The sequence below is a fragment of the Rhodococcus sp. SJ-3 genome (genome assembly GCF_051918125.1).
Classification (GTDB): Bacteria; Actinomycetota; Actinomycetes; order Mycobacteriales; family Mycobacteriaceae; genus Rhodococcus.
On sequence record NZ_CM123306.1, the window covers coordinates 1402780 to 1421886 of the forward strand.

18 protein-coding genes and 1 pseudogene are annotated in these 19107 nt (G+C 65.0%); 10 read left to right on the forward strand and 9 right to left on the reverse strand.

What is annotated here, in order from left to right:
* Positions 1-5 precede the first annotated feature (5 nt).
* From ACTDXD_RS06210 to ACTDXD_RS06225, 4 genes and pseudogenes are all read left to right on the forward strand, one after another.
* A complete protein-coding gene (locus ACTDXD_RS06210) occupies positions 6-1052 on the forward strand; it encodes an acyl-CoA dehydrogenase family protein (protein WP_440126287.1) in 1047 nt (348 codons plus the stop codon).
* A complete protein-coding gene (locus ACTDXD_RS06215) occupies positions 1028-1768 on the forward strand; it encodes an ABC transporter ATP-binding protein (RefSeq protein ID WP_440126288.1) in 741 nt (246 codons plus the stop codon). Before ACTDXD_RS06210 ends, ACTDXD_RS06215 begins: the two co-directional genes overlap by 25 nt.
* Positions 1765-2859 (forward strand): annotated as a pseudogene (locus ACTDXD_RS06220) (ABC transporter substrate-binding protein); the annotation flags it as partial. The gene ACTDXD_RS06215 and the pseudogene ACTDXD_RS06220, both read left to right, overlap by 4 nt.
* 68 nt (positions 2860-2927) lie before the next feature.
* The gene (locus tag ACTDXD_RS06225; protein WP_440126289.1) at positions 2928-3734 is read left to right on the forward strand and encodes an ABC transporter permease; all 807 of its coding nucleotides are present in this window, start codon (positions 2928-2930) and stop codon (positions 3732-3734) included.
* 69 nt (positions 3735-3803) lie between these two features.
* Here the strand turns inward: ACTDXD_RS06225 and ACTDXD_RS06230 are convergent, their stop codons facing one another.
* Positions 3804-4460 carry a TetR/AcrR family transcriptional regulator gene (locus ACTDXD_RS06230; protein ID WP_440126290.1) on the reverse strand — a complete coding sequence of 219 codons (657 nt, stop codon included), beginning with the start codon at positions 4458-4460 and terminating at the stop codon, positions 3804-3806.
* A gap of 310 nt (positions 4461-4770) precedes the next feature.
* On the opposite strand from ACTDXD_RS06230, the gene ACTDXD_RS06235 reads away from it, so the two are divergent.
* Positions 4771-6459 (forward strand): class I adenylate-forming enzyme family protein, encoded by a 1689-nt coding sequence (locus ACTDXD_RS06235; protein ID WP_440126291.1) that lies wholly within the window; start codon positions 4771-4773, stop codon positions 6457-6459.
* A gap of 34 nt (positions 6460-6493) precedes the next feature.
* The gene (locus ACTDXD_RS06240) at positions 6494-7651 is read left to right on the forward strand and encodes an acyl-CoA dehydrogenase family protein (RefSeq protein WP_440126292.1); all 1158 of its coding nucleotides are present in this window, start codon (positions 6494-6496) and stop codon (positions 7649-7651) included.
* Between the two features lie 58 nt (positions 7652-7709).
* On the opposite strand, the gene ACTDXD_RS06245 is transcribed toward ACTDXD_RS06240, so the two are convergent.
* Genes ACTDXD_RS06245 through ACTDXD_RS06260 form a run of 4 tightly spaced genes read right to left on the reverse strand, consistent with a single transcriptional unit; the run spans position 7710 to position 11552 of the window.
* Positions 7710-8177: a nitroreductase family deazaflavin-dependent oxidoreductase gene (locus tag ACTDXD_RS06245; protein ID WP_440126293.1), complete on the reverse strand. Its 468-nt coding sequence runs from the start codon at positions 8175-8177 to the stop codon at positions 7710-7712.
* A 27-nt stretch (positions 8178-8204) separates the two neighbouring features.
* A complete protein-coding gene (locus tag ACTDXD_RS06250; protein ID WP_440126294.1) occupies positions 8205-9080 on the reverse strand; it encodes an alpha/beta fold hydrolase in 876 nt (291 codons plus the stop codon).
* A complete protein-coding gene (locus ACTDXD_RS06255; protein ID WP_440126295.1) occupies positions 9070-9720 on the reverse strand; it encodes a TetR/AcrR family transcriptional regulator in 651 nt (216 codons plus the stop codon). The genes ACTDXD_RS06250 and ACTDXD_RS06255 overlap by 11 nt, the downstream gene beginning before the upstream one ends.
* Positions 9717-11552, reverse strand: a complete 1836-nt coding sequence (locus tag ACTDXD_RS06260) for an N-acyl-D-amino-acid deacylase family protein (protein ID WP_440126296.1) — start codon at positions 11550-11552, stop codon at positions 9717-9719. Before ACTDXD_RS06260 ends, ACTDXD_RS06255 begins: the two co-directional genes overlap by 4 nt.
* A 100-nt stretch (positions 11553-11652) precedes the next feature.
* Here ACTDXD_RS06260 and ACTDXD_RS06265 point away from each other — a divergent pair, with 100 nt between their 5' ends.
* A complete protein-coding gene (locus ACTDXD_RS06265) occupies positions 11653-13122 on the forward strand; it encodes a DUF222 domain-containing protein (RefSeq protein ID WP_440126297.1) in 1470 nt (489 codons plus the stop codon).
* 24 nt (positions 13123-13146) lie between these two features.
* Here the strand turns inward: ACTDXD_RS06265 and ACTDXD_RS06270 are convergent, their stop codons facing one another.
* On the reverse strand, positions 13147-13725 hold the full coding sequence (locus tag ACTDXD_RS06270; RefSeq protein ID WP_440126298.1) for a TetR/AcrR family transcriptional regulator: 579 nt from the start codon (positions 13723-13725) through the stop codon (positions 13147-13149).
* 71 nt (positions 13726-13796) lie between these two features.
* Between ACTDXD_RS06270 and ACTDXD_RS06275 the strand changes: the two genes are divergently transcribed.
* The 3 genes from ACTDXD_RS06275 to ACTDXD_RS06285 are packed head-to-tail and all read left to right on the forward strand — an operon-like array spanning position 13797 to position 16619.
* On the forward strand, positions 13797-14360 hold the full coding sequence (locus ACTDXD_RS06275) for a dihydrofolate reductase family protein (protein WP_440126299.1): 564 nt from the start codon (positions 13797-13799) through the stop codon (positions 14358-14360).
* A 25-nt stretch (positions 14361-14385) separates the two neighbouring features.
* Positions 14386-15468, forward strand: a complete 1083-nt coding sequence (locus ACTDXD_RS06280; RefSeq protein ID WP_440126300.1) for an alanine racemase — start codon at positions 14386-14388, stop codon at positions 15466-15468.
* Complete coding sequence (locus tag ACTDXD_RS06285; RefSeq protein ID WP_440127556.1) at positions 15456-16619, forward strand: PQQ-dependent sugar dehydrogenase; 1164 nt, start codon at positions 15456-15458, stop codon at positions 16617-16619. The genes ACTDXD_RS06280 and ACTDXD_RS06285 overlap by 13 nt, the downstream gene beginning before the upstream one ends.
* Before the next feature lie 4 nt (positions 16620-16623).
* Here the strand turns inward: ACTDXD_RS06285 and ACTDXD_RS06290 are convergent, their stop codons facing one another.
* The 3 genes from ACTDXD_RS06290 to ACTDXD_RS06300 are packed head-to-tail and all read right to left on the reverse strand — an operon-like array spanning position 16624 to position 19064.
* Entirely contained in the window at positions 16624-17076 is a 453-nt protein-coding gene (locus tag ACTDXD_RS06290; protein ID WP_440126301.1) for a MaoC family dehydratase, read from the reverse strand.
* Positions 17077-17104: 28 nt separating this feature from the next.
* Positions 17105-17851 carry a GntR family transcriptional regulator gene (locus ACTDXD_RS06295; protein WP_440126302.1) on the reverse strand — a complete coding sequence of 249 codons (747 nt, stop codon included), beginning with the start codon at positions 17849-17851 and terminating at the stop codon, positions 17105-17107.
* Positions 17852-17909: 58 nt separating this feature from the next.
* Complete coding sequence (locus tag ACTDXD_RS06300) at positions 17910-19064, reverse strand: acyl-CoA dehydrogenase family protein (protein ID WP_440126303.1); 1155 nt, start codon at positions 19062-19064, stop codon at positions 17910-17912.
* Positions 19065-19107: the final 43 nt, after the last annotated feature.

The following is a 19107-nucleotide window of genomic DNA, read 5'->3' on the forward strand; positions in this document are numbered from 1 at the left end:
ACCCGATGACCGCGGCCACCCAGAACCCGAACGAGCAGCTCGCCACGATCGCCGAATTCGTCCGCGACCGTGCCGCAGCTCTCGATCGTGGCGAGACCGACATCCGCACCGACCTCGCGCGCATCGGCGAGCTCGGCCTGCTCGAGAACGGGCTGGGCGGAAAGTGTCTCGACCACATGGTCGCGGTCATCGATGGGATCGCCGCCGAATCCCTCACCGTCGGATTCTCACTGTGGGCTCAGCGGATGACACTCGAGTATCTCGATCGCGCACCGGAACACCTGCGCGCGAAGTACTGTGGCGAACTTTCCTCGGGCCGGCTCGTGGGCGTCACCGCCATGGCTGCTGCGCTCAAGTATCTCGCAGGGCTCGGCGAACTCCCCCTGCTCGCGGAGCGTACCGACGACGGACTCACCGTCTCCGGTCCGATCCACTGGGCTTCCAACGTATTTCCGGAATCACTGATCGTGTTTCCCGCCCGCACCACCGACGGCGGACACGTGATCGCGTCGGTACACGCCGATGCGGCGGGCATCCGCATCAACTCGTCACCCGAATTGCTCGCCCTGGGCGCCACCTCGTCGACGTCGCTGACATTCGAGAACGTCCGGATTCCGTCGTCCGACATCATCTCCGAGGATCTCGTCGAATTCTGCGGTGCCATCCGCCCCACCTTCCTGCTGCTGCAGACCTCGTTCTGCCTCGGCATCGCTCGCGCCTCACTGTCGGAAGCATCGTCACGCCTGCACGGTCTCGGTGAGCAATTCGCCGACGAGTACCGGCTTCTCGCACAGCAGGGGGAATCGCTTCGGGAGCGCCTGTACCGATTCGCCACCGACCCGTCCGCCGTGTCCGGAGCCGATCTGGTCAGGCTGCGCCTCGATGGCTCGATCGTCGCAGTTGCCGCGACACGTCTCGAAGCGACGCTGCGCGGCGGCGCCGGATACGCTTCTGCGAGCGCAACGAACAGGCGCTTCCGCGAAGCCGCTTTCCTACCCATCCAATCCCCCTCGGAAGGACAGTTGCGGTGGGAACTCTCGAAGTTCGAGTAGCGGGCGCCTACAAGAGTTTCGCCGGCCGGCGCGAACCCGTCCTCCAAGGCCTCGACCTCGACGTCCCCACCGGCGAGTTCCTCGTGTTGCTCGGCAGCAGCGGAAGCGGAAAGTCGACGCTGCTGCGGATCATTGCGGGCCTCGATCACCTCGATCGCGGAGAGATCGACTGGCCCAGCACCGAGGGCGACACCCGTCCGCACACGGGCGTGGTATTCCAGCAGCCGTATCTCATGCCGTGGCTCACCGTCCGCGAAAACATCGCTCTCGGTGGACGTTTCAAGAATCATCGCGATCGGTTCGACATCGAATACGCCGACGGGCTGCTCACCCGGTTCGGGTTGTCCGGGCTCGCAGGCTACTACCCCGATCAGTTGTCCGGTGGGCAGGCGCAGCGCATCGCCGTGATTCGCGCTGTCGCGGTGCGTCCACGCCTGCTGCTTCTCGACGAGCCGTTCAGCGCGCTCGACCCCGCGACACGCGCCGATCTGCAGTCGTGGCTCAGCGACCTCGCACGAGACCTCGCCTTCACGACGGTGCTGGTCACACACGACATCGACGAAGCACTTCGCCTCGCCGACCGGATCGCGTTGTTCGGCCGAGGCGGCACGGTGCGGCAGCAGTGGCGCATCGCCGACGTCAACCAGAACGAACGCGCACCGCTGCGCACCGAGATCCTCGAACACTACCGCGATTCGTCGCTGACTCCATCGTGAGCGGAAACCTGACCCGGCGAACCCTGATGCAGGGCGCGCTCGGACTCGCCGCTGCCGGTGGGATACTCGGCGCAGCCGACCTGGTGCGCACCGCGGCAACCGACCGCACCAACACCACAGGGCAACTCCGCATCGGCTACCTGCCGATCACCGACGCCGCGCCACTGCTCGTCGCGCACGGCGCCGGCCTGTATCCGAGCGGCGTCGTCGACAGTGCGAAACCGGTGCTGTTCCGCAGCTGGGCGTCGCTCGCAGAGGCATTCGTCAGCAGGCAGGTGGACGTCGTGCATCTGCTGATGCCGCTCGCCGTCCAATTGCGGTACAGCCTGGCAGGTTCCGCGCGCGTTCTCGGCTGGAACCACACCAACGGGTCCGCGTTGACCGTCGCACCGCACATCACCGACCTCGGACAGCTCGCGGGCGAGACCATCGCAATCCCCTTCTGGTGGTCGATCCACAACATCGTGGTTCAGCAGTTGCTGCGCGAACACGGGCTGACACCGGTGGTCCGACAGGCTCCGTCGAAATCCGCGCGCACCGTCGGCCTCGTCGTCATGGGCCCGTCCGACATGATCCCGGCATTGGCCAACGGCTCGATCGCGGGATTCACCGTCGCGGACCCGTTCAACGCGGCCGCCGAACTCCGGGGCGTCGGCCGGATCCACCGCTTCCTGGGCGATCTGTGGCGCGATCATGCGTGCTGTGCGTTTCTCGTCCACGAGGACGTCATCGAACAGAATCCCGCGGCAGTGCAGTCGCTCACCGATTCGGTGGTGTCCGCACAGTTGCAGATCGGGACAGATCGTCCGGCTGCGGCAGCAATGCTCTCCGAACGGTATCTGCCGCAGCCACTTCCCGCGATCACGACGGCGCTGACCTATCCGGGGCGCGATGCCGGAACCAGGCATCCGCAGTGGGCGCCGCAGCAGATCGGCTACCAGCCCTTCCCATTCCCCAGTTTCACCACTGCGCTCGTCGAGTCGATGCACGGCACGGTCGTCGACGGCAACACGGATTTCTTGTCGCGGGTCGACCCGTCGACCGTGCACCACGACCTCGTCGACGACCGGTTCGTCCGCACGTCGCTGACCTGAATTCCCGGCATCGACGCCTTCGGGCTACCCGCAGATCTCACCCGCATCGAGGAGGTCGACCCCACGTGAGCACCCCGACCCGGTCCGCCCGGAGTGTTCCGCTCCTGCCGCAGACCATCGCGATAGTCATCGCCGTGGCACTGTGGTGGCTGGTCACCACCGTCGTCGCCGGACCCGACTCCCTCGTCCGAGAATTCGCACCACAGTATGTGGGGCCCGCCATCGTGGATCTGTTCGCCCGCGGAGTGCTGCTGCCCGACATGCTCGCAAGCCTGTGGCGGCTTCTCGTCGGCCTGCTGATCGCCGCGACATTCGGTATTCCGCTCGGGCTGCTGATCGGACTCAACCCGGTCGTCGAGAAGGCGACCATGCCGGTCATGCAGTTCCTGCGGATGATCTCGCCACTGTCGTGGGCTCCGATCGCGGTGGCGCTGTTCGGAATCGGGCACCAGCCGGTGTTCTTCCTCATCGCAGCCGCTGCAATTTGGCCGATCGTCATCAACACCGCAGCCGGTGTACACGCCATCGACCCCGGGCATCTCATGGTCGCCCGATCCTTCGGCGCGACACGTGTCGAACTGCTCACGACGGTGGTGCTCCCTTCGATCCGCTCCCAGGTGCAGACCGGTCTGCGGGTGGGGCTCGGAATCGCGTGGGTCGTGCTCGTCCCCGCGGAGATGCTGGGTGTGCGTTCGGGCCTCGGATACCAGATCCTCAACGCACGCGATCAGCTCGCCTACGACCAGGTGATGGCCGTGATCGTCGTGATCGGATTCCTCGGGTTCTGGCTCGACTGGGCTGCGCGGCACCTGCTCCGCGAGCGTCGGACGCCGATTCGTATGGAGGACGCCGACGCGCACCAGCCGGCGTGACGGCTCTTCCTCACGTGCGGTCTGCAGGCGACCGGTCAGGTCGCTCCGCTCGTCGGCCCTTTGAAGCGGTCATCCTTCCGCGACGCCGTACCCATTTCTGTCGTTGCATGATCGACCTCGGTTGCCTGCGGAGCGGGTTCGGCGAGGCCGGTACTCGACGATCGTGAATGCGAGGGAAACGTACCGCTCGACAAGGTCGTTCATCGCGACCTGCCCGTCGGGCCTGTACCACTCGGCGATGGCGTTGCACGTCGCGATGATCGTGCGGCGCGCGTCGTCGGGGTATGGGGTGAGGAACAGGCCCTCCTGTACTCCCCGGTCGATGATGCGGCGGAACCGGTCGGTCGCCTGGATCTCGTGTTCCCGGTAGAGCCGTTGGTGCTCGGGGTCGAGATTCCGGCGCTCCGTCATGCCGATGCTGCTCTTCGTCGGATGGGTGGCGCGGAAGCGGACCGTCGCCTCGATCAGCGCCTCGAGCTGTTCGCCCGGGTCGTCCCCTGCGGTGTCGAGAGCATGTGCGCACGCATCTACATAAGCGTCGAGTCCGTCGTTGAGTAGCGCGACAAGCAACTCCTGCTTGCTCTTGTAGTAGTAGTACATGGCCGACAGGCTCAGGCCTGCTCTCTGCGCGATGGTGCGGATCGTCGCCGCCGCGTAGCCGCGTTCGCTGAACTCCGCGCGCGCAGCATCGAGAATGGCGATATGTCCGGGCGGCTGGGTACGCACTGGCCTCCACATCCGATCGCGTCTCCGGCTGATCCCGGACGATCTACAGGTTCATCCAAGCATGGAGTCAGCGTACGGTCCTCTTCGGTCGCTGCTGATCGCTTGTACAGTAGAACTGTGAGTGATGGCCGTAGAAGTTGTCAAGAATCGAGCTTTTACTCCGATTTGACTCTTTCCAACTTAACGTCCGTACGTTAATCTCAGCCGCAACAGCAGGCGCGTATCACCTCCTCGATCAACGAGGGTCACAACGACTCCGATAGGCCCTGAGCTCACCCCGCGAAACTCGCCCCTCACAGCAAGGACGCGCATGATGACCCGACGCCCCCTCGGCTTGCCCGACAGCCTCACCTACCCCGTCACTGACGCCGGAGCCCTCCTCGCCGGCACCGCCCGGCGCTACCCGAACAACATCGCCATCCGCGACGGCGACCTGTCCCTCACCTACGCCGAACTTCGGGAACAGGCGCTTCGGACAGCACAGGGTCTGCGCGAGCGAGGAGTCGAACCGGGCGATGTCGTAGCCTTCTGCCAGCCGAATTCCCTCTGGTTCACCGTCACCTACTACGGCACGCTGCTCGCCGGCGCCGTCGTCGCGCCGCTCAACCCGACACTCCCGCCGAGCGTTGTCCGCGACCAACTCGAGGAGGTCGGCGCCGTGGCGGTGATCGCACACCCCCTCACTACACCACTGCTACGCGCCGCCGACGCGGCGACCGTGCGATTCGTCGTCGCGGTGCCCGGGAGGTCCACTGCTCCCGCATCCGACACCGCCCCCGCCGAGGACATCGTCCCGCTCGAGGACCTGCTCTCCGCAGAGCCGGTCGAGGGGCCCGCCGTCTCACCCGATGCCATCGCACATCTGTCGTTCACCGGCGGCACCACCGGACGGTCCAAAGCCGTGCAGGTGCTGCATCGCAACCTTGTCGCCAATGTCTGCCAGATGTCCTCCCTACGAACAGGATCGGTACCGGACGTCGACGGACACGGCGGAGTCTTCCTGAAGGAAGTTCCAGGCGCTCTCACCCGATACATGTCGGCACCCGGCACCGGGTGCGCGCTCAGCGTGGCGCCTCTGTTCCACGCTATGGGATTGGTCAGCCAGAACATCACGGTGCTGACCGGTGGCACCGTCGTGATGATGGGCCGCTTCGACGCGATCGAGTACCTCGATCTCGTCGAGGAGCACCTGGTCACCCAGGTGTCCGGCTCCCCCGCGTTCTTCCATCTGTTGCTCACCACACCAGGTGTCGCTGATCGCGACATGAGTCACGTGCGCTCGGTGACGTCCGGCGCCGCCCCCATCGACACCACCACCCTGACCGCACTGAAGCGGATCTTTCCCCACGCCGTCGTCGTGGAGGCATACGGACTCACCGAGGCCACGATGGGCCTGAGTTCCGGACTCTTCGACGACAGCGACACCGTTCCGGTCGGGTCCGTGGGTGTGCCGGTTTTCGACACCGAGGTCGAACTCCGCGACACAGCCGACCCGAACCGCGTAGTCCCCCAGGGGGAGGTCGGCGAACTCTGGGCGCGAGGGCCTCAGATCACAGCCGGCTACCTCGACCATCCAGAACTGGCCGACGAACAGTTCCGCGACGGCTGGCTGCTCACCGGCGACCTCGCACAGTTCGATGAGAATGGCTACCTCTTCATCGTCGGACGAGCGAAAGACATGCTGATCTACAAGGGATACAACGTCTATCCCGGGCAACTCGAGGAAATCCTTGCCAAGCACCCTCTCGTCGCTCAGGCTTCAGTGATCGGCGTAGCCGCCGGCGACACCGGCGAGATACCCGTCGGATACGTAGTTCTCGTAAGCGGTGCCGCCCCCAGCGACCGGACGGCCACCGAGCTGATCGACTACGTAGCTGCGCACGTGGCGCCGTACCAGAAGGTGCGCGAGATCCACTTCCTGGACGCACTGCCGACATCCGCCGCCGGAAAGATCCTGAAAGCCGAACTCCGACAACAGCATCATTCGGTCAGATCCTGATCCGGGACCACCCGCAGACCAGAAAGGAAAGCTCGTGCAGCGCACGATCTACAACGAAGACCACGAGGCCTACCGAAAGACCATCCGCGACTTCATCGAGAAGGAGGTCGCGCCCCATCACCACCAGTGGGAGGAGAACGGCCATCCGCCGCGCGAGTTCTACAACAAACTCGGTGAACTCGGAGTCCTCGGCGTCCAGGTGCCGGAGCAGTACGGTGGCGGCGGCGAGACCAGCCTCAAGTGGGCTGCGATCGCCATGGAGGAGGCTTCGAGAGCCGGTGTGTCTTTCGGTAACGCCTCGGTCCACGTCAATCTCATCCTTCCGTACCTGATGGCGTACGCCACCGAGGAGCAGAAGCGACGCTGGCTCCCCGGTTTCGCGTCCGGCAAGATCATGACCGCGATCGCGATGACCGAACCCGGCACTGGGTCCGACCTCGCCGGCATGGCCACCACCGCAAAGCTCTCCGAGGACCGCTCACACTGGATCCTCAACGGCGCCAAGACGTTCATCAGTGGCGGCGCCCTCGCCGACCTGATTCTGGTGATCGCGCGCACCTCTCCCGCAACCGAGGAAGACCGTCGCCGCGGCCTGTCCATCCTCTGCGTCGACACCACCTCCGAGGGCTTCGCGGTGGGCCGCAAGCTGAACAAGATAGGCATGAAGGCCTCCGATACCGCCGAGCTGTCCTTCACCGACGTCAAGGTCCCTGTCGAGAATGTGCTCGGAGAGGAGGGGCAGGCGTTCGGCTATCTGTCCCACAACCTGCCGCAGGAACGGCTGATGATCGCGCTGGGCGGGTACACGACCGCTGCTGCAGCGCTGCAGTTCGCGATCGACTACGTCAAGGAGCGCACCGTCTTCGGCAAGCCCGTCTCCGCGTTTCAGAACACCAAATTCGTTCTCGCCGAATGCGCCACCGAGGTCGAAGCCATGCAGATCTGGGTCGACCGCGCCCTCGAACTGCATGATGCCGGTGAGCTCACCATCGCCGACGCCGCGAAGGCCAAGCTGTTCTGCACCGAGGCCGCAGGCCGCGTCATCGACAAGTGCCTGCAGCTGCACGGCGGCTACGGTTACATCACCGAATACCCGATCGCCCGCCTCTACGCGGACACACGTGTGTCGCGCATCTACGGCGGCACCAGTGAGGTGATGAAAACGATCATCGCCAAGTCGATCGGTCTCTGATCCGAGTACGACCGCGGCCCCGACAGATTCGTCGGGGCCGTGTTCGTCGGGGTGTTTCTCACTTCGGCGTCAGGACGAACACCGGAATCTCGCGTTCGATCCGTTCGGCATACAGATCGTAGTTCGGCCACGTCGCCACCAGCACACGCCACATCGCATCCCGTTCGGCGCCTTCCGCGATCCGCACCGATACCGCACTATCGGTTCCTCGGAAACGCACGGACGCCTCGTCCGCCGCACTCAGGTTGTGCACCCACGCGGGCGGTGCGGGATTGCCCCAGTTGGATCCCGCGACCAGCCAGCCGCCGCCGTACGGCACGCACAGCAGCGGGGTCGTGCGCGGCAGGCCGGTCTTCCGCCCGGCGACCGTGAGCATCAATTCCGGCAGTCCCGTCACCGTCAGAAGCGTGAATCGGCCGCGCGTCAGTTTCTGGATCGCACGGTCCACACCGACGATGACGCGGGCGCAGCGCGGCAACCACGGCCGAGCACCCAGGTGGACGGCAACCCGGCGAAGCGGATTCACAGAGTCAGAGAGAGCCGATACACAGGGTCAGCGACCCCACCCGGCGAGTACCGTGCGGACCGCAGTGACCAGGGCCAGCGGCTGATCGAACATCGGATGGTGGCCGGCGGCAGGCAGCTCGACCATCGTCGCGTCGGGCCCGAGCTGCTCACGGATCTGCGACAGGAGCGGCTCCCGGATGATGCCGTGTTCGCATCGGTAATACGTGAGAGGGCAGCCCTGATGCAGCACCTCGAGGCTGCGGCGAGCCTCCCTGCCCATGCGTAGGTTGTCGAACTTCCACGACCAGCCACCGTCGACCTCTTTGAGCGACGTACGGGCGATGTGGTCGAACACGTACGGTTCCGCCTGGTCCTGGGGCGGTACGAGCCGGAATCGCGCTACTGCGGCATCGACGGACGGGTACACCTTCGGAGGACCGCTGTTCGCGACCGTCTTGGCACGCATCTCGAGCTCCTCCGGCGTCATGTCGCGGATAGGAGAGTCGAGAATGACGACACCGGCGAGCCGATCACCGTGCAATGCGGACGTCACGAACGAGACGATTCCGCCCATGCTGTGACCGACCAGGACGGGCGGGCCGGAAATGCCGCCGTGCTCGGCCGCACCGAGGACCTCCTCCGCCCAGTACTCGAGGCTGTACTGCTCACGGTGGTCGCTGTCGCCGTGTCCGCTCATGTCGAGCGCGACCACGCGGCGACCGGCCGCCAGCTGCGGACCGATGTGGTCCCACCAGCGCGAATGCGCCATACCGCCGTGGACGAGGACGACGCCGGGCGTGCCGGCTTCACCCCACGCACGGTAGGAGATCGTCGCACCCGACACCGTGTACTTGCCGGTCTCGACGGGCGCAGCAAGCGCGTCGAGGAACCACTGCGGAGCAGAACCGTTCTCATCGCTCATTACTCGAACCTATGCGAAGTGTGACGCCCACCAACAATTGGGCCAGGAATTCGACCCGTGGATCTTCCTGCTCGGGCTGAGGATGCACGGTTGCGACGAGTGCTTCACCGTCGAACAGATGGACGAGCGAGAACAGAATCATGTCGAACTCGGCGGGCTCGAAACGCTCTGCGATGGGCAGCGAGCGAGCGAACTCGGCGATCGCGGCGTGGTAGCGCGCAGCCATGGGCGCGAGGTGTTCACGCAGTCGCACGTCGGTTCGAGCGGCACCGAGCAGTTCGTACCACGCCGCGTTGATGGGCGCCCTCGTCGCCTTACGGAGCAAGATCAGACATGCACGCACGGCCTCGATGCCCACCGGGTCGGCGCCTGCGTCTCCGAGCAACTCGAGCCCCGCCCGGAAGCTCACGAGTTGCCGGCTTCTGACCTCGTCGGCAGCCGCGACCATCACATCCAGTCGCGTGGGGAAATGCCGGAACACCCCGCCCGACGACACCCCGGACCGCGAACAGATCTCGCCGATCGTGGTGGAGGCATAGCCCAGTTCGGCGAGGGAGGTGATGGTTGCGTCGAGAATCCGGCCGATGGTCTCCTCCCGCCGCTGCTGCTGGGTGCGGCGAGCGCGGGCCGGGGTCGTCACGACGGGTGGGCCACCGGTGTTGCTCGCGCCGGTGCCGGGCCTCGTTCCTCGACACCCGCGCGCAGGAACCGCCCGGTCCCGACGCTGGTCCCGTAGCCGGAGACGAAGCTACCCTCCCGGAACACTACCGTCCCTGCCACGGCGGTCGCGGTGACAGCGTCGTCGTTGCGGTTGACCATCCTGCTCATGCCACCGAATTCGTTCATCGTCGCTTCGTGATACGCGTCCACCTCGCCGTTGAGTCCGTTCGGGTCGATCACCACGAAGTCGGCGCGGTCGCCCACTCTCAGGTGTCCCGCATCGATTCCGTAGAAATCGCCGAGTTCGCCTGTGAGCTTGTGGACCGCTTCCTCGAGAGGCATCACGGGGGTACCGCGCTTCTCGTTGTCGTGGATGCGGCGCAGCAGGCAGATCCCGAAGTTGTAGAAGGCCATGTTGCGTAGGTGCGCACCCGCGTCCGAGAATCCGACGGTGACACCCGGGGTCCGGATCAACCTGTTCGCGACCTTTTCCCTGTCGTTGGCGATCACGGTGTGCCACCGAAACTTCCGTCCGTGTTCGACGACCAGGTCGAGGAAGGTGTCGACGGGGTGAAGTTTCCTGCTACGGGCGACGTCGCCGATGGAACGGCCCACAAGCGATTCGTCGGGGCATTCGGTGATCCGGGTGTCGTCGAAATCGCGGTGCCACACGCGTGGTGAGAACTTCTTCTCGAAGTCCTGGCGGAACCACCGCCGGTACGCTTCGTCCTTCAACAGATCGTTACGGCCGAGTTCTTCTTTGAGATGCAGCGCAGCACGACCCGAGCCGAACTCCTCGAACACCACGAGATCGATGCCGTCGGAATGCACTTCGAATGTGGTGGGCAGGTGCTGCCAGCGGAACGTGCCTTTGCCGATCCGGTTGGCGGCATAGGCGATCGGGCCGAAGATCCGGTTGACCCACCGCTCGGCCTTGGTATCGGCGGCGGCCAGCACCGACGCCTTCATCGAGCGCCGTCCGAGTCCGGTACTCGCGAGGGCGAAGAAGGCAACGTCGTATTTGGTGTTGAGGTTCGGGACCGCTTGGAGTACGCGTCCACGTCGACGCAGAATGCGGTGCAACCTGCGGAATTCCGACCACGATGCGTGAGTCGACGGCAGCGTGCGGGAACGGTAGCGGTCGCCGTCCATCTTGTCCCACGGGTTGGTCATGGTGGAGACGCCGAGGAAGCCGGCATCGAGCGCCTCGTTCACCTTGGCGTCGATCGCGGCGAGCTCGGAGCGGGTCGGCCTGCCGGCAGGCTCGGTGGATCGCCCGAGCCCCATCACCGACGCCCGCACATCCGAGTGCCCGATGAATGCAGTCACATTGGGCCCCAACGGCATGCGATCGAGGGCCTCGACATATTCACGCGGCGAAGTCCACGTTTTCGTGGATTCCAGTGCGCGCAGCACATGATCGCGGGGCAGCGCCTCGACTCGACTGAACAGATCCGACCCGTCGAGCGCGTTGACGTAGACGGTGGACAGCGAACAATTACCCATGAGCACCGTGGTGACACCGTGTCGCACGGACTCCGGCAATCCCGGCCCCACAAGCACTTCCGCGTCGTAATGGGTGTGAGTGTCGACGAAGCCCGGCATCACCCACTTGCCATGCGCGTCGATGACATCGACGCTGGGGCCGGTGGGTAGCTCGTCGGTGGTTGCTGTCGCGACAACACCGTCGCGAATGCCGAGATTTCGCACGACACCGGGAGAGCCGGTTCCGTCGAACCAGAGTCCGCCGCGTACGACGACGTCGTATGCGCCGCCGCCATCCTCATGATTGTGATCCACACCACCGGTCATGCCGAGAGCGTAGACCCGAATAGAGGACACCCACTCTCCAAGTTCATTCCGTTATCCAATCGTTATTCGAACGTTCATTCGATGACGATAAGGTGGGAACATGAGTTCGAATGGGGATGGATTCGAGCAGGCCAGCGACACCGTCGCGGCACTCGATGCCCTCACCACCCTGGACCTCACCACCCTGCCCGACGCCGACATCGCACGCCTCCTTCAGACGGCGGAAACAGCACGCCGCAAGCTCGACGGCCTCGGTAACCGACTCATCGGCGAAATACAGGACCGTGGCATCCACAACACCGTGAAACTCTCCACACCACAGAAATATCTCGTCGAACTCCTTCGCGTCTCCCGCGCCGACGCCCACCGCCGGATCAAGAACGCCCGCCTCCTGGCACCACGCACCACCACCACTGGCACCGCCCTCGATCCGGTCCTGCCCGTCACTGCACACGCGATCACCGACGGCGCCGCAGGCACCGACCACGCCGACGCCATCCGCAAGGTCATCGACAGAGTCCCCGGCCGGTACCGCAACACCGCCCTCGAGCAAATCGACCAGATCCTCGGCACCCTCGCCCGTACCTCCACCCCGGACGACATCACCACCGCCGGAATCGATTTACTCTCTCGTCTCGATCCTGACGGCGCACTCCCCGACGACCGCGACCGTTGCGTCCGCCGCTCCCTACGCCTGTCACCCCAGGACGCCGGACTCATGTCCGCCCTGCGCGGCGACCTACACCCCAGCACCCGCGCGAAACTCGACGCCATCGCCGCGAAATGGGCCCGCCCGGGCATGAACAACCCTGACGATCCCGACTCTCCCCACGGCAGCATCGAGCGCCCCGACCTCGACCCCACCGCCCTCGAGCAGGCCGCCCGCCGCGACCTACGCACCGCCGACCAGCGCCTCCACGACGCCCTCGACGCGATCTGCACCCACGCCCTCGCCACCGGCACACTCGGGCACCACCGCGGACTACCCGTCACCGTCATCGTCACCATGAGCATCGATCAACTCGAAACCGGCCTCGGTGTGGCCACCACCGCAACCGGCGGTGTCATCCCCGTCCCCGACGCTCTCGCCATGGCCGAGAACGTCCATCCCGTGCTTGCCCTATTCGATCACGCCGGTGCGCCCCTGCACCTCGGCCGCGCCAAACGCCTCGCCAGCGCGGAGCAGCGCCTCTTGCTCACCGCATGGCAACGCGGCTGCACCCGGCCCGGCTGCGACATGCCCGCGTCGCACTGCGCCGTGCACCACCTCACCGAATGGCAGCACGGCGGCGCCACCGACATCGACAATCTCGCCCTGGTGTGCGACGCCGACCACGCCCGCATCACCGGCACCGAAACCGGATGGAGTGCCCGGGTCGACCCACACGGTGGCAGACCGCTGTGGACGGCACCGCATCTACTCGACCCTGCCCGCACACCGCGGCGCAACCACCGGCATCATCCCCACGAGATGATCGTGATGTCGATGCTCACGACTCGACCGGTGCATATCCTGAGAACCGAACGCCGGCCGTGGCGAAGCCGGAAACCCCGGAAGCCCCGCGAATAGCGCTACAAAGCAGACTGTTTCATATCAGGAATCAGCCGGTATCGCGCGGTCGACGGCTGTTCGCACCAGGTCTGCCGCGCGCTTCTCGTCGAAGATTCCCGGGAGCGTGAGTCGGTCGAGGATGAGCCAGTTCAACGTGAGGTACAGCAGGACCACAGCGTCCTCACCGCCGGGCAATCCCGATTCTCGATAGTTGCTGATATTGAAATCCAGATCGGCACGCACTCGATCGGTGAGCAAGGCCTGAAGTTCGGGTCGCCGGGTCGCCTCGAGACGGAGTTCGAGGATCGCGAGATAGCCCGTGCGGAAGCCGGAAACCCGCTCGACCACCTCGGTCATCAATTCGGTCATGGACTCGCGCGTCTGCGCCTGGCGCGACTGCTCCATTCTCTCGTCACTGGGGACGAGTCGCTCGTAGTAGCGGTGCCCCACTTGCACGAGTAAGTCGTCTCGATTGGAGAAATAGTTGGACGCGGTACCCGCAGGCACCGCAGCCTCCTTGTCCACCGCCCGAAATGTCAATCCTCGTGCCCCTTCTCGGGCCAGCACCTCGATCGATGCATCCAGGAGGGCCTGCCGCCGCTCAGGATTCGTACGAACCACTTGACACCACTCCATCCGTAGTACTACGTTCAAAGCACTTCATCCATAGTACTACGAAAGGGCCCGTAACTATGCGAAAGCTTGTCTACTACGCGGCGGTCTCGCTCGATGGCTACATCGCAGGCCCCGAAGGAGAATTCGACTTCTATCCGATCAGCGACGACATGTCGTGGATCCGTGAGCGCTACCCCGAATCGATCCCGACCGAGTTGCGCGCCCAGATCGACATGCCGGCCGACACCCCCAATAGAGCGTGGGACACCGTGCTAATGGGCCGCAGCACTTACCAGGCCGGCGGCATGACCAGTCCGTACGCCCACATGAAGCAGTACGTCTTCTCGCGCACACTCGAGCCGGTCGGCAACTCACAGGTGGAGGTCGTCGACACCGATCCGGTCGACCTGGTCCGCACACTCAAGAATCAGGACGGTCTCGACATCTGGCTCTGCGGAGGTGGAAACCTCGCAGGTCAGCTCGCCGACGAGATCGACCGACTGATGTTCAAGAGTTATCCCGTGATCGCCGGTGGCGGCATCTCGGCGCTGTCCGGGAACTTCAGGCCGACACAGTTCCGCGTGACCGAGCGTCGGGAATTCGCCAGCGGCATGCAGCTCACCTGGTTCGATCGCGCGTAACTCCCATGCCGTCTACGGTCTGGGAATGATCGATTTCCCCTCTGTCGATGCCACTCCCGCCCTCCTCGTCGACCGCGCCGTCCTCGACGGCAACATCGCACGCATGGCAGCATCGGCGCGCGAGCGCGGTCTCGAGGTGCGCCCGCACGCCAAAACCCACAAGTGCGTCGAGATCGCGCATCTCCAGCTTGCTGCCGGCGCGCGCGGACTGAGCGTCGCGACGGTCTCCGAGGCCGAAGTGTTCGCGCAGGCCGGGTTCGACGACATCTTCATCGCCTATCCGCTCTGGGTCGACGCCGCGCGCGGCGCGCGATTGCTGACCCTGTCCGAGACAGTACGACTCACCGTCGGTATCGACTCTGCAGCAGGCGCTCAGGCACTCGCCGAACACTGCGACACCGCAATCGGCGTGCTGGTCGAGATCGACAGCGGGCACCACCGGACCGGTGTCGCGCCCGAACAGGCCGGTGTGGTCGCGGGTCAGGCACGCGCCGCAGGGCTGAACGTGCTCGGCGTCTTCACGTTTCCCGGCCACTCGTATGGCCCGGGCCTACCCCGCGTCGCCGCTGTCGAGGAGGCAGACGCACTCACCGTCGCTGCAACGGCACTACGTGGCGCGGGGATCGATCCGGTGGTGATCAGCGGCGGTTCGTCACCTACCGCATTGATCGAGACACCGACCGTGTCAACCGAACTACGCCCCGGCGTGTACGTGTTCGGTGACGCGCAACAGCTCGAGATCGGCGCGATCACCGAGGCCGATATCGCACTTACCGCGCTCGCGACGGTGGTGTCGACTCGCGGAGAGGTGGTCGTGCTCGACTCCGGCAGCAAGACACTCGGTGCCGACAGGGCATCATGGGCGACCGGATACGGTCGTATTCTCGGCGAGCCCGATGCGCGGATCACCGCACTGTCGGAGCATCACGCCACGGTGCACTGGCCTGACGCTGCCACCCGGCCCGATCTCGGACAGCGGGTTCGGGTGATTCCCAATCATGTGTGCAATACGGTCAATCTCGCGGACGAACTGATTGTGATCGATGGGCGCCACGCCGACGAGGTGGTGGACCGATGGCGGGTCGCTGCGCGAGGATGCACTACGTGACGTCCGTATGGTTGGTCCGTGTCGCCGCAGTTGTCCTTGCCGTTCCGCTCGTTGCGTGCTCGTCGCCAGGGCAAGCGCCTGCGACACCCTCATCCCCCACACCTCGAGCACCCGCACCTCAGGTCACCGATACCGTAGCCACAGGTCTCGACACACCGTGGGGCATCGCATTTCTCCCCGACGAGACGGCGCTCGTCACCGAACGCGACTCAGGACGCCTTCTTGCAATCGGTACGGATCGGCAGGTCCGGGAGGTCGCCACGATCGACGATGTGGTCGCGCGAGGCGAATCCGGACTTCTCGGCGTCGCAGTGTCGCCCACATTCGACACCGACCGTTTCGTGTTCCTGTATGTCACGACGTCCTCCGACAACCGCATCGTGCGCGCCAGGTACGACGGCACGGGATTGTCGGACCACGAGGTGCTCGTCGAAGGCATCCCCGCCGCGCGGGTCCACGACGGCGGCCGACTGAAATTCGGGCCCGATGGGATGTTGTACGCGGCGACCGGCGAGGCCGGCACTCCGCCTCTCGCACAGGATCCTGCGTCGCTCGGCGGAAAAATCCTGCGCGTGACAATGGACGGCGAGCCTGCGCCGGGTAATCCCGACCCGGTCTCTCTGGTGTATTCGCTGGGCCACCGGAACGTGCAGGGTCTCGCGTTCGATGACGAGGGCAGGCTGTGGGCGTCCGAATTCGGACAGAACCATGTGGACGAACTCAACGAGATCGTGGCAGGCGGCAACTACGGCTGGCCAGAAGTCGAGGGCACTCGTGCTACCGGGAGTGCAGGCACCGGAAGTGCCGGCGGCACCGGGAGCGCCGGCGGCACCGGGAGCGCCAGTGATGGCGAGTACATCGACCCGGTCCTGACATGGCCGGTCTCGCAGGCGTCTCCGTCCGGCATCGCCTACGACGACGGCAACCTGTGGATGGCGTCGCTACGAGGAGAGCGACTGTGGCGCATCGGCATCGAAGCGCTCGATACCACTGAGTTCTTCACAGGCGAATACGGAAGGCTGCGGACCGTCGTCACCGCACCGGACGGCTCATTGTGGTTGACCACCTCGAATCGCGACGGCCGCGGGGAACCCGCAGGCGACGACGACCGCATCCTCCGTATCGATACTTCCAGTATCGAACTTCCCTGAACGGTCAGGGAACGAGAACGACGATCGTCTCTGCAACGAGCGCCGGCTTGCTGCCGCCCTCGATCTCGATGGTGTAGCCCACCACAAGGTTCGCGCCCTTCGCGGTGCGCTCGAACGACTTGAACTCGGCCGAGGCACGAACCTTCGATCCCACCGGGACCGGCGTGGGGAAACGCACCTTGTTGGCGCCGTAGTTGACCTTCAGCTTCACTCCCTCGAGGGAGAAGATCTGCGATCCGAGCACCGGAAGCAGCGACAGGGTGAGGTAACCGTGGGCGATCGTCGTTCCGAACGGGCCGCTCGCAGCACGCTCTGGATCGACGTGGATCCACTGGTGGTCGCCGGTCGCCTCGGCGAACAGGTTCACCCGTTCCTGGGTGATTTCGAGCCAGTCGCTCTGACCGATGGTCTCGCCGACTGCCTTTTCGACGTCGTCGATTCCGTTGAAAACCCGCATATTCGACTCCTGTGGTTGGTATGTGACGTCAGTGTCCGGAACGCCGGAGGGTGACGCGATAGGTGTAGTGCTCGGGCAGAAAGTAACTCACCGACAACTCGGTAGGAACCCCCGCCTCGTTCGAGTACAACCGGTCCACCCGCAACAACGGGTGCCCGACAGCGCACAGCAGAACTTCCGCGACCTGCTCGGATGCAGGCGCAACGGTGATCGACTGCGCAGCCTCGACGATCGGACTGTCGAGATACGGCTCGAGCAATCCGATGACGGTGTTGCGGCTGGACGCACCGAGCTGCAGCGCAGGCTCATCCAATACATCCGCCGCGACTTCATCCGGAAGATGAATCGTGGTGTGCACGAACGGGATACCGTCGTGCACCCGACGCAACACCACCGTGTACAGCAGATCGGTGTCCAGACGCAGCCGACTCGCCGCGTCGATGTCGACACCACGCCGTAGCGGCGAGACGATCTCCATGACCGTATCCGCCGACAACGCCAGCAGATCCTCGATCGAGCCGAGCTGGCGACGGTAACGCCTGCCCGACTCGTTCGCGAACGTACCCCGACCGGGCACGCGGTAGACGATCCCGTCGGCCACCAGATCTTGGAAGGCCCGACGCACCGTCTGACGACTCACCCCGTGCTGTTCCGCCAGTTCCGCCTCCGTCGGCAGACGCACACCGTCGTTGTACCGTCCGGCTTCGACGGCATCCCGCAACTGACGTGCGAGCTGCGCGTACGCCGGTTCCGTCTCACGTGTTCTGCTGTCCATGACGGAGAAGATCCTAGTGGGCTGGGGGTGCAGTGCTCGGGTCCGGTGGTGGTGAGGATCAGAGTCCGCCGCGGGCCACGAGCTGGCTCGCGATCACATTGCGCTGGATCTCGTTGGTGCCCTCACCGACGATCATCAACGGTGCATCACGGAAATAACGCTCGACGTCGTACTCCGTCGAATACCCGTACCCACCGTGGATCCGCACCGCATTGAGCGCGATCTCCATCGCCACCTCCGAGCAGTACAGCTTCGCCATGCCCGCTTCCATATCGCAGCGCTCACCGCTGTCGTACTTCTCCGCCGCATGCCGGGTCAGCTGCCGCGCCGCCATCAACTTCGTCGCCATATCCGCCAGGTAGTTGCCGATGGACTGGTGCTTCCAGATCGGCTGCCCGAAGCTCTCGCGCTGCTGCGCGTACGCCAGCGAATCCTCCAGCGCCGCTGTCGCCACACCGAGAGCACGTGAGGCGACCTGCAGCCTGCCCGTCTCGAGCCCCTTCATCATGTGCCCGAAACCCTTGCCCGGCTCGCCGCCGAGGATCGCATCCGCCGAGATCCGGTAGCCATCGAAGCTCAACTCGCACGACTCGACACCCTTGTAGCCGAGCTTGGGAAGATCCCGCGAGACCGTCAGTCCCGGACCGTGTTCGACGAGCACCACGGAGATACCCTTGTGACGCGGCGTGGCGGTGGGGTCGGTCTTGCACAGCAACGCAATCAACCCCGACCGGCGGGCATTGGTGATCCACGTCTTGGCGCCGTTGATCACCAGGTCGTCACCGTCACGCTTGGCGGTGGTGGTCATCGCCTGCAGATCCGAACCGCCACCCGGCTCCGTCAACGCCATCGTCGCCCGGATTTCACCGGTCGCGAGCTTGGGCAGGTACTTGGCCTTCTGCTCCTCGGTACCGAACAGGGTGAGCAGCTTCGCGACGACGGTGTGCCCGCCCATCGCGCCCGACAGCGACATCCAGCCGCGGGCGAGTTCCTCGGTGACCTGCACGTAGCACGGCATCGACACCGGCGATCCGCCGTACTCCTCGGGTACCGCGAGCCCGTAGATGCCGATCTGCTTCATCTGCTCGATCCACTTCTCGGGGTACTCGTTCGCGTGCTCGACCTCCTGCACGGACGGCTTGACCTCGCGATCGATGAAGTCGCGGACGGTCTTGACCAGGAACGTCTCTTCGTCGTTCAGGTTGTAGCTCACGAAAGGATCCTTCGGCTCGATGCGGGCCGCGCGGACCCGAAAA

Bases quoted from the DNA above. Each gene is read 5' to 3' on its own strand.
- ACTDXD_RS06260 (WP_440126296.1), bottom strand. From the start codon at position 11,552: ATGACCGGTGGTGTGGATCACAATCATGAGGATGGCGGCGGCGCATAC.
- ACTDXD_RS06285 (WP_440127556.1), top strand. From the start codon at position 15,456: ATGCACTACGTGACGTCCGTATGGTTGGTCCGTGTCGCCGCAGTTGTC.
- ACTDXD_RS06290 (WP_440126301.1), bottom strand. From the start codon at position 17,076: ATGCGGGTTTTCAACGGAATCGACGACGTCGAAAAGGCAGTCGGCGAG.
- ACTDXD_RS06265 (WP_440126297.1), top strand. From the start codon at position 11,653: ATGAGTTCGAATGGGGATGGATTCGAGCAGGCCAGCGACACCGTCGCG.
- ACTDXD_RS06250 (WP_440126294.1), bottom strand. From the start codon at position 9,080: ATGAGCGATGAGAACGGTTCTGCTCCGCAGTGGTTCCTCGACGCGCTT.
- ACTDXD_RS06295 (WP_440126302.1), bottom strand. From the start codon at position 17,851: ATGGACAGCAGAACACGTGAGACGGAACCGGCGTACGCGCAGCTCGCA.
- ACTDXD_RS06235 (WP_440126291.1), top strand. From the start codon at position 4,771: ATGATGACCCGACGCCCCCTCGGCTTGCCCGACAGCCTCACCTACCCC.
- ACTDXD_RS06210 (WP_440126287.1), top strand. From the start codon at position 6: ATGACCGCGGCCACCCAGAACCCGAACGAGCAGCTCGCCACGATCGCC.
- ACTDXD_RS06280 (WP_440126300.1), top strand. From the start codon at position 14,386: ATGATCGATTTCCCCTCTGTCGATGCCACTCCCGCCCTCCTCGTCGAC.
- ACTDXD_RS06275 (WP_440126299.1), top strand. From the start codon at position 13,797: ATGCGAAAGCTTGTCTACTACGCGGCGGTCTCGCTCGATGGCTACATC.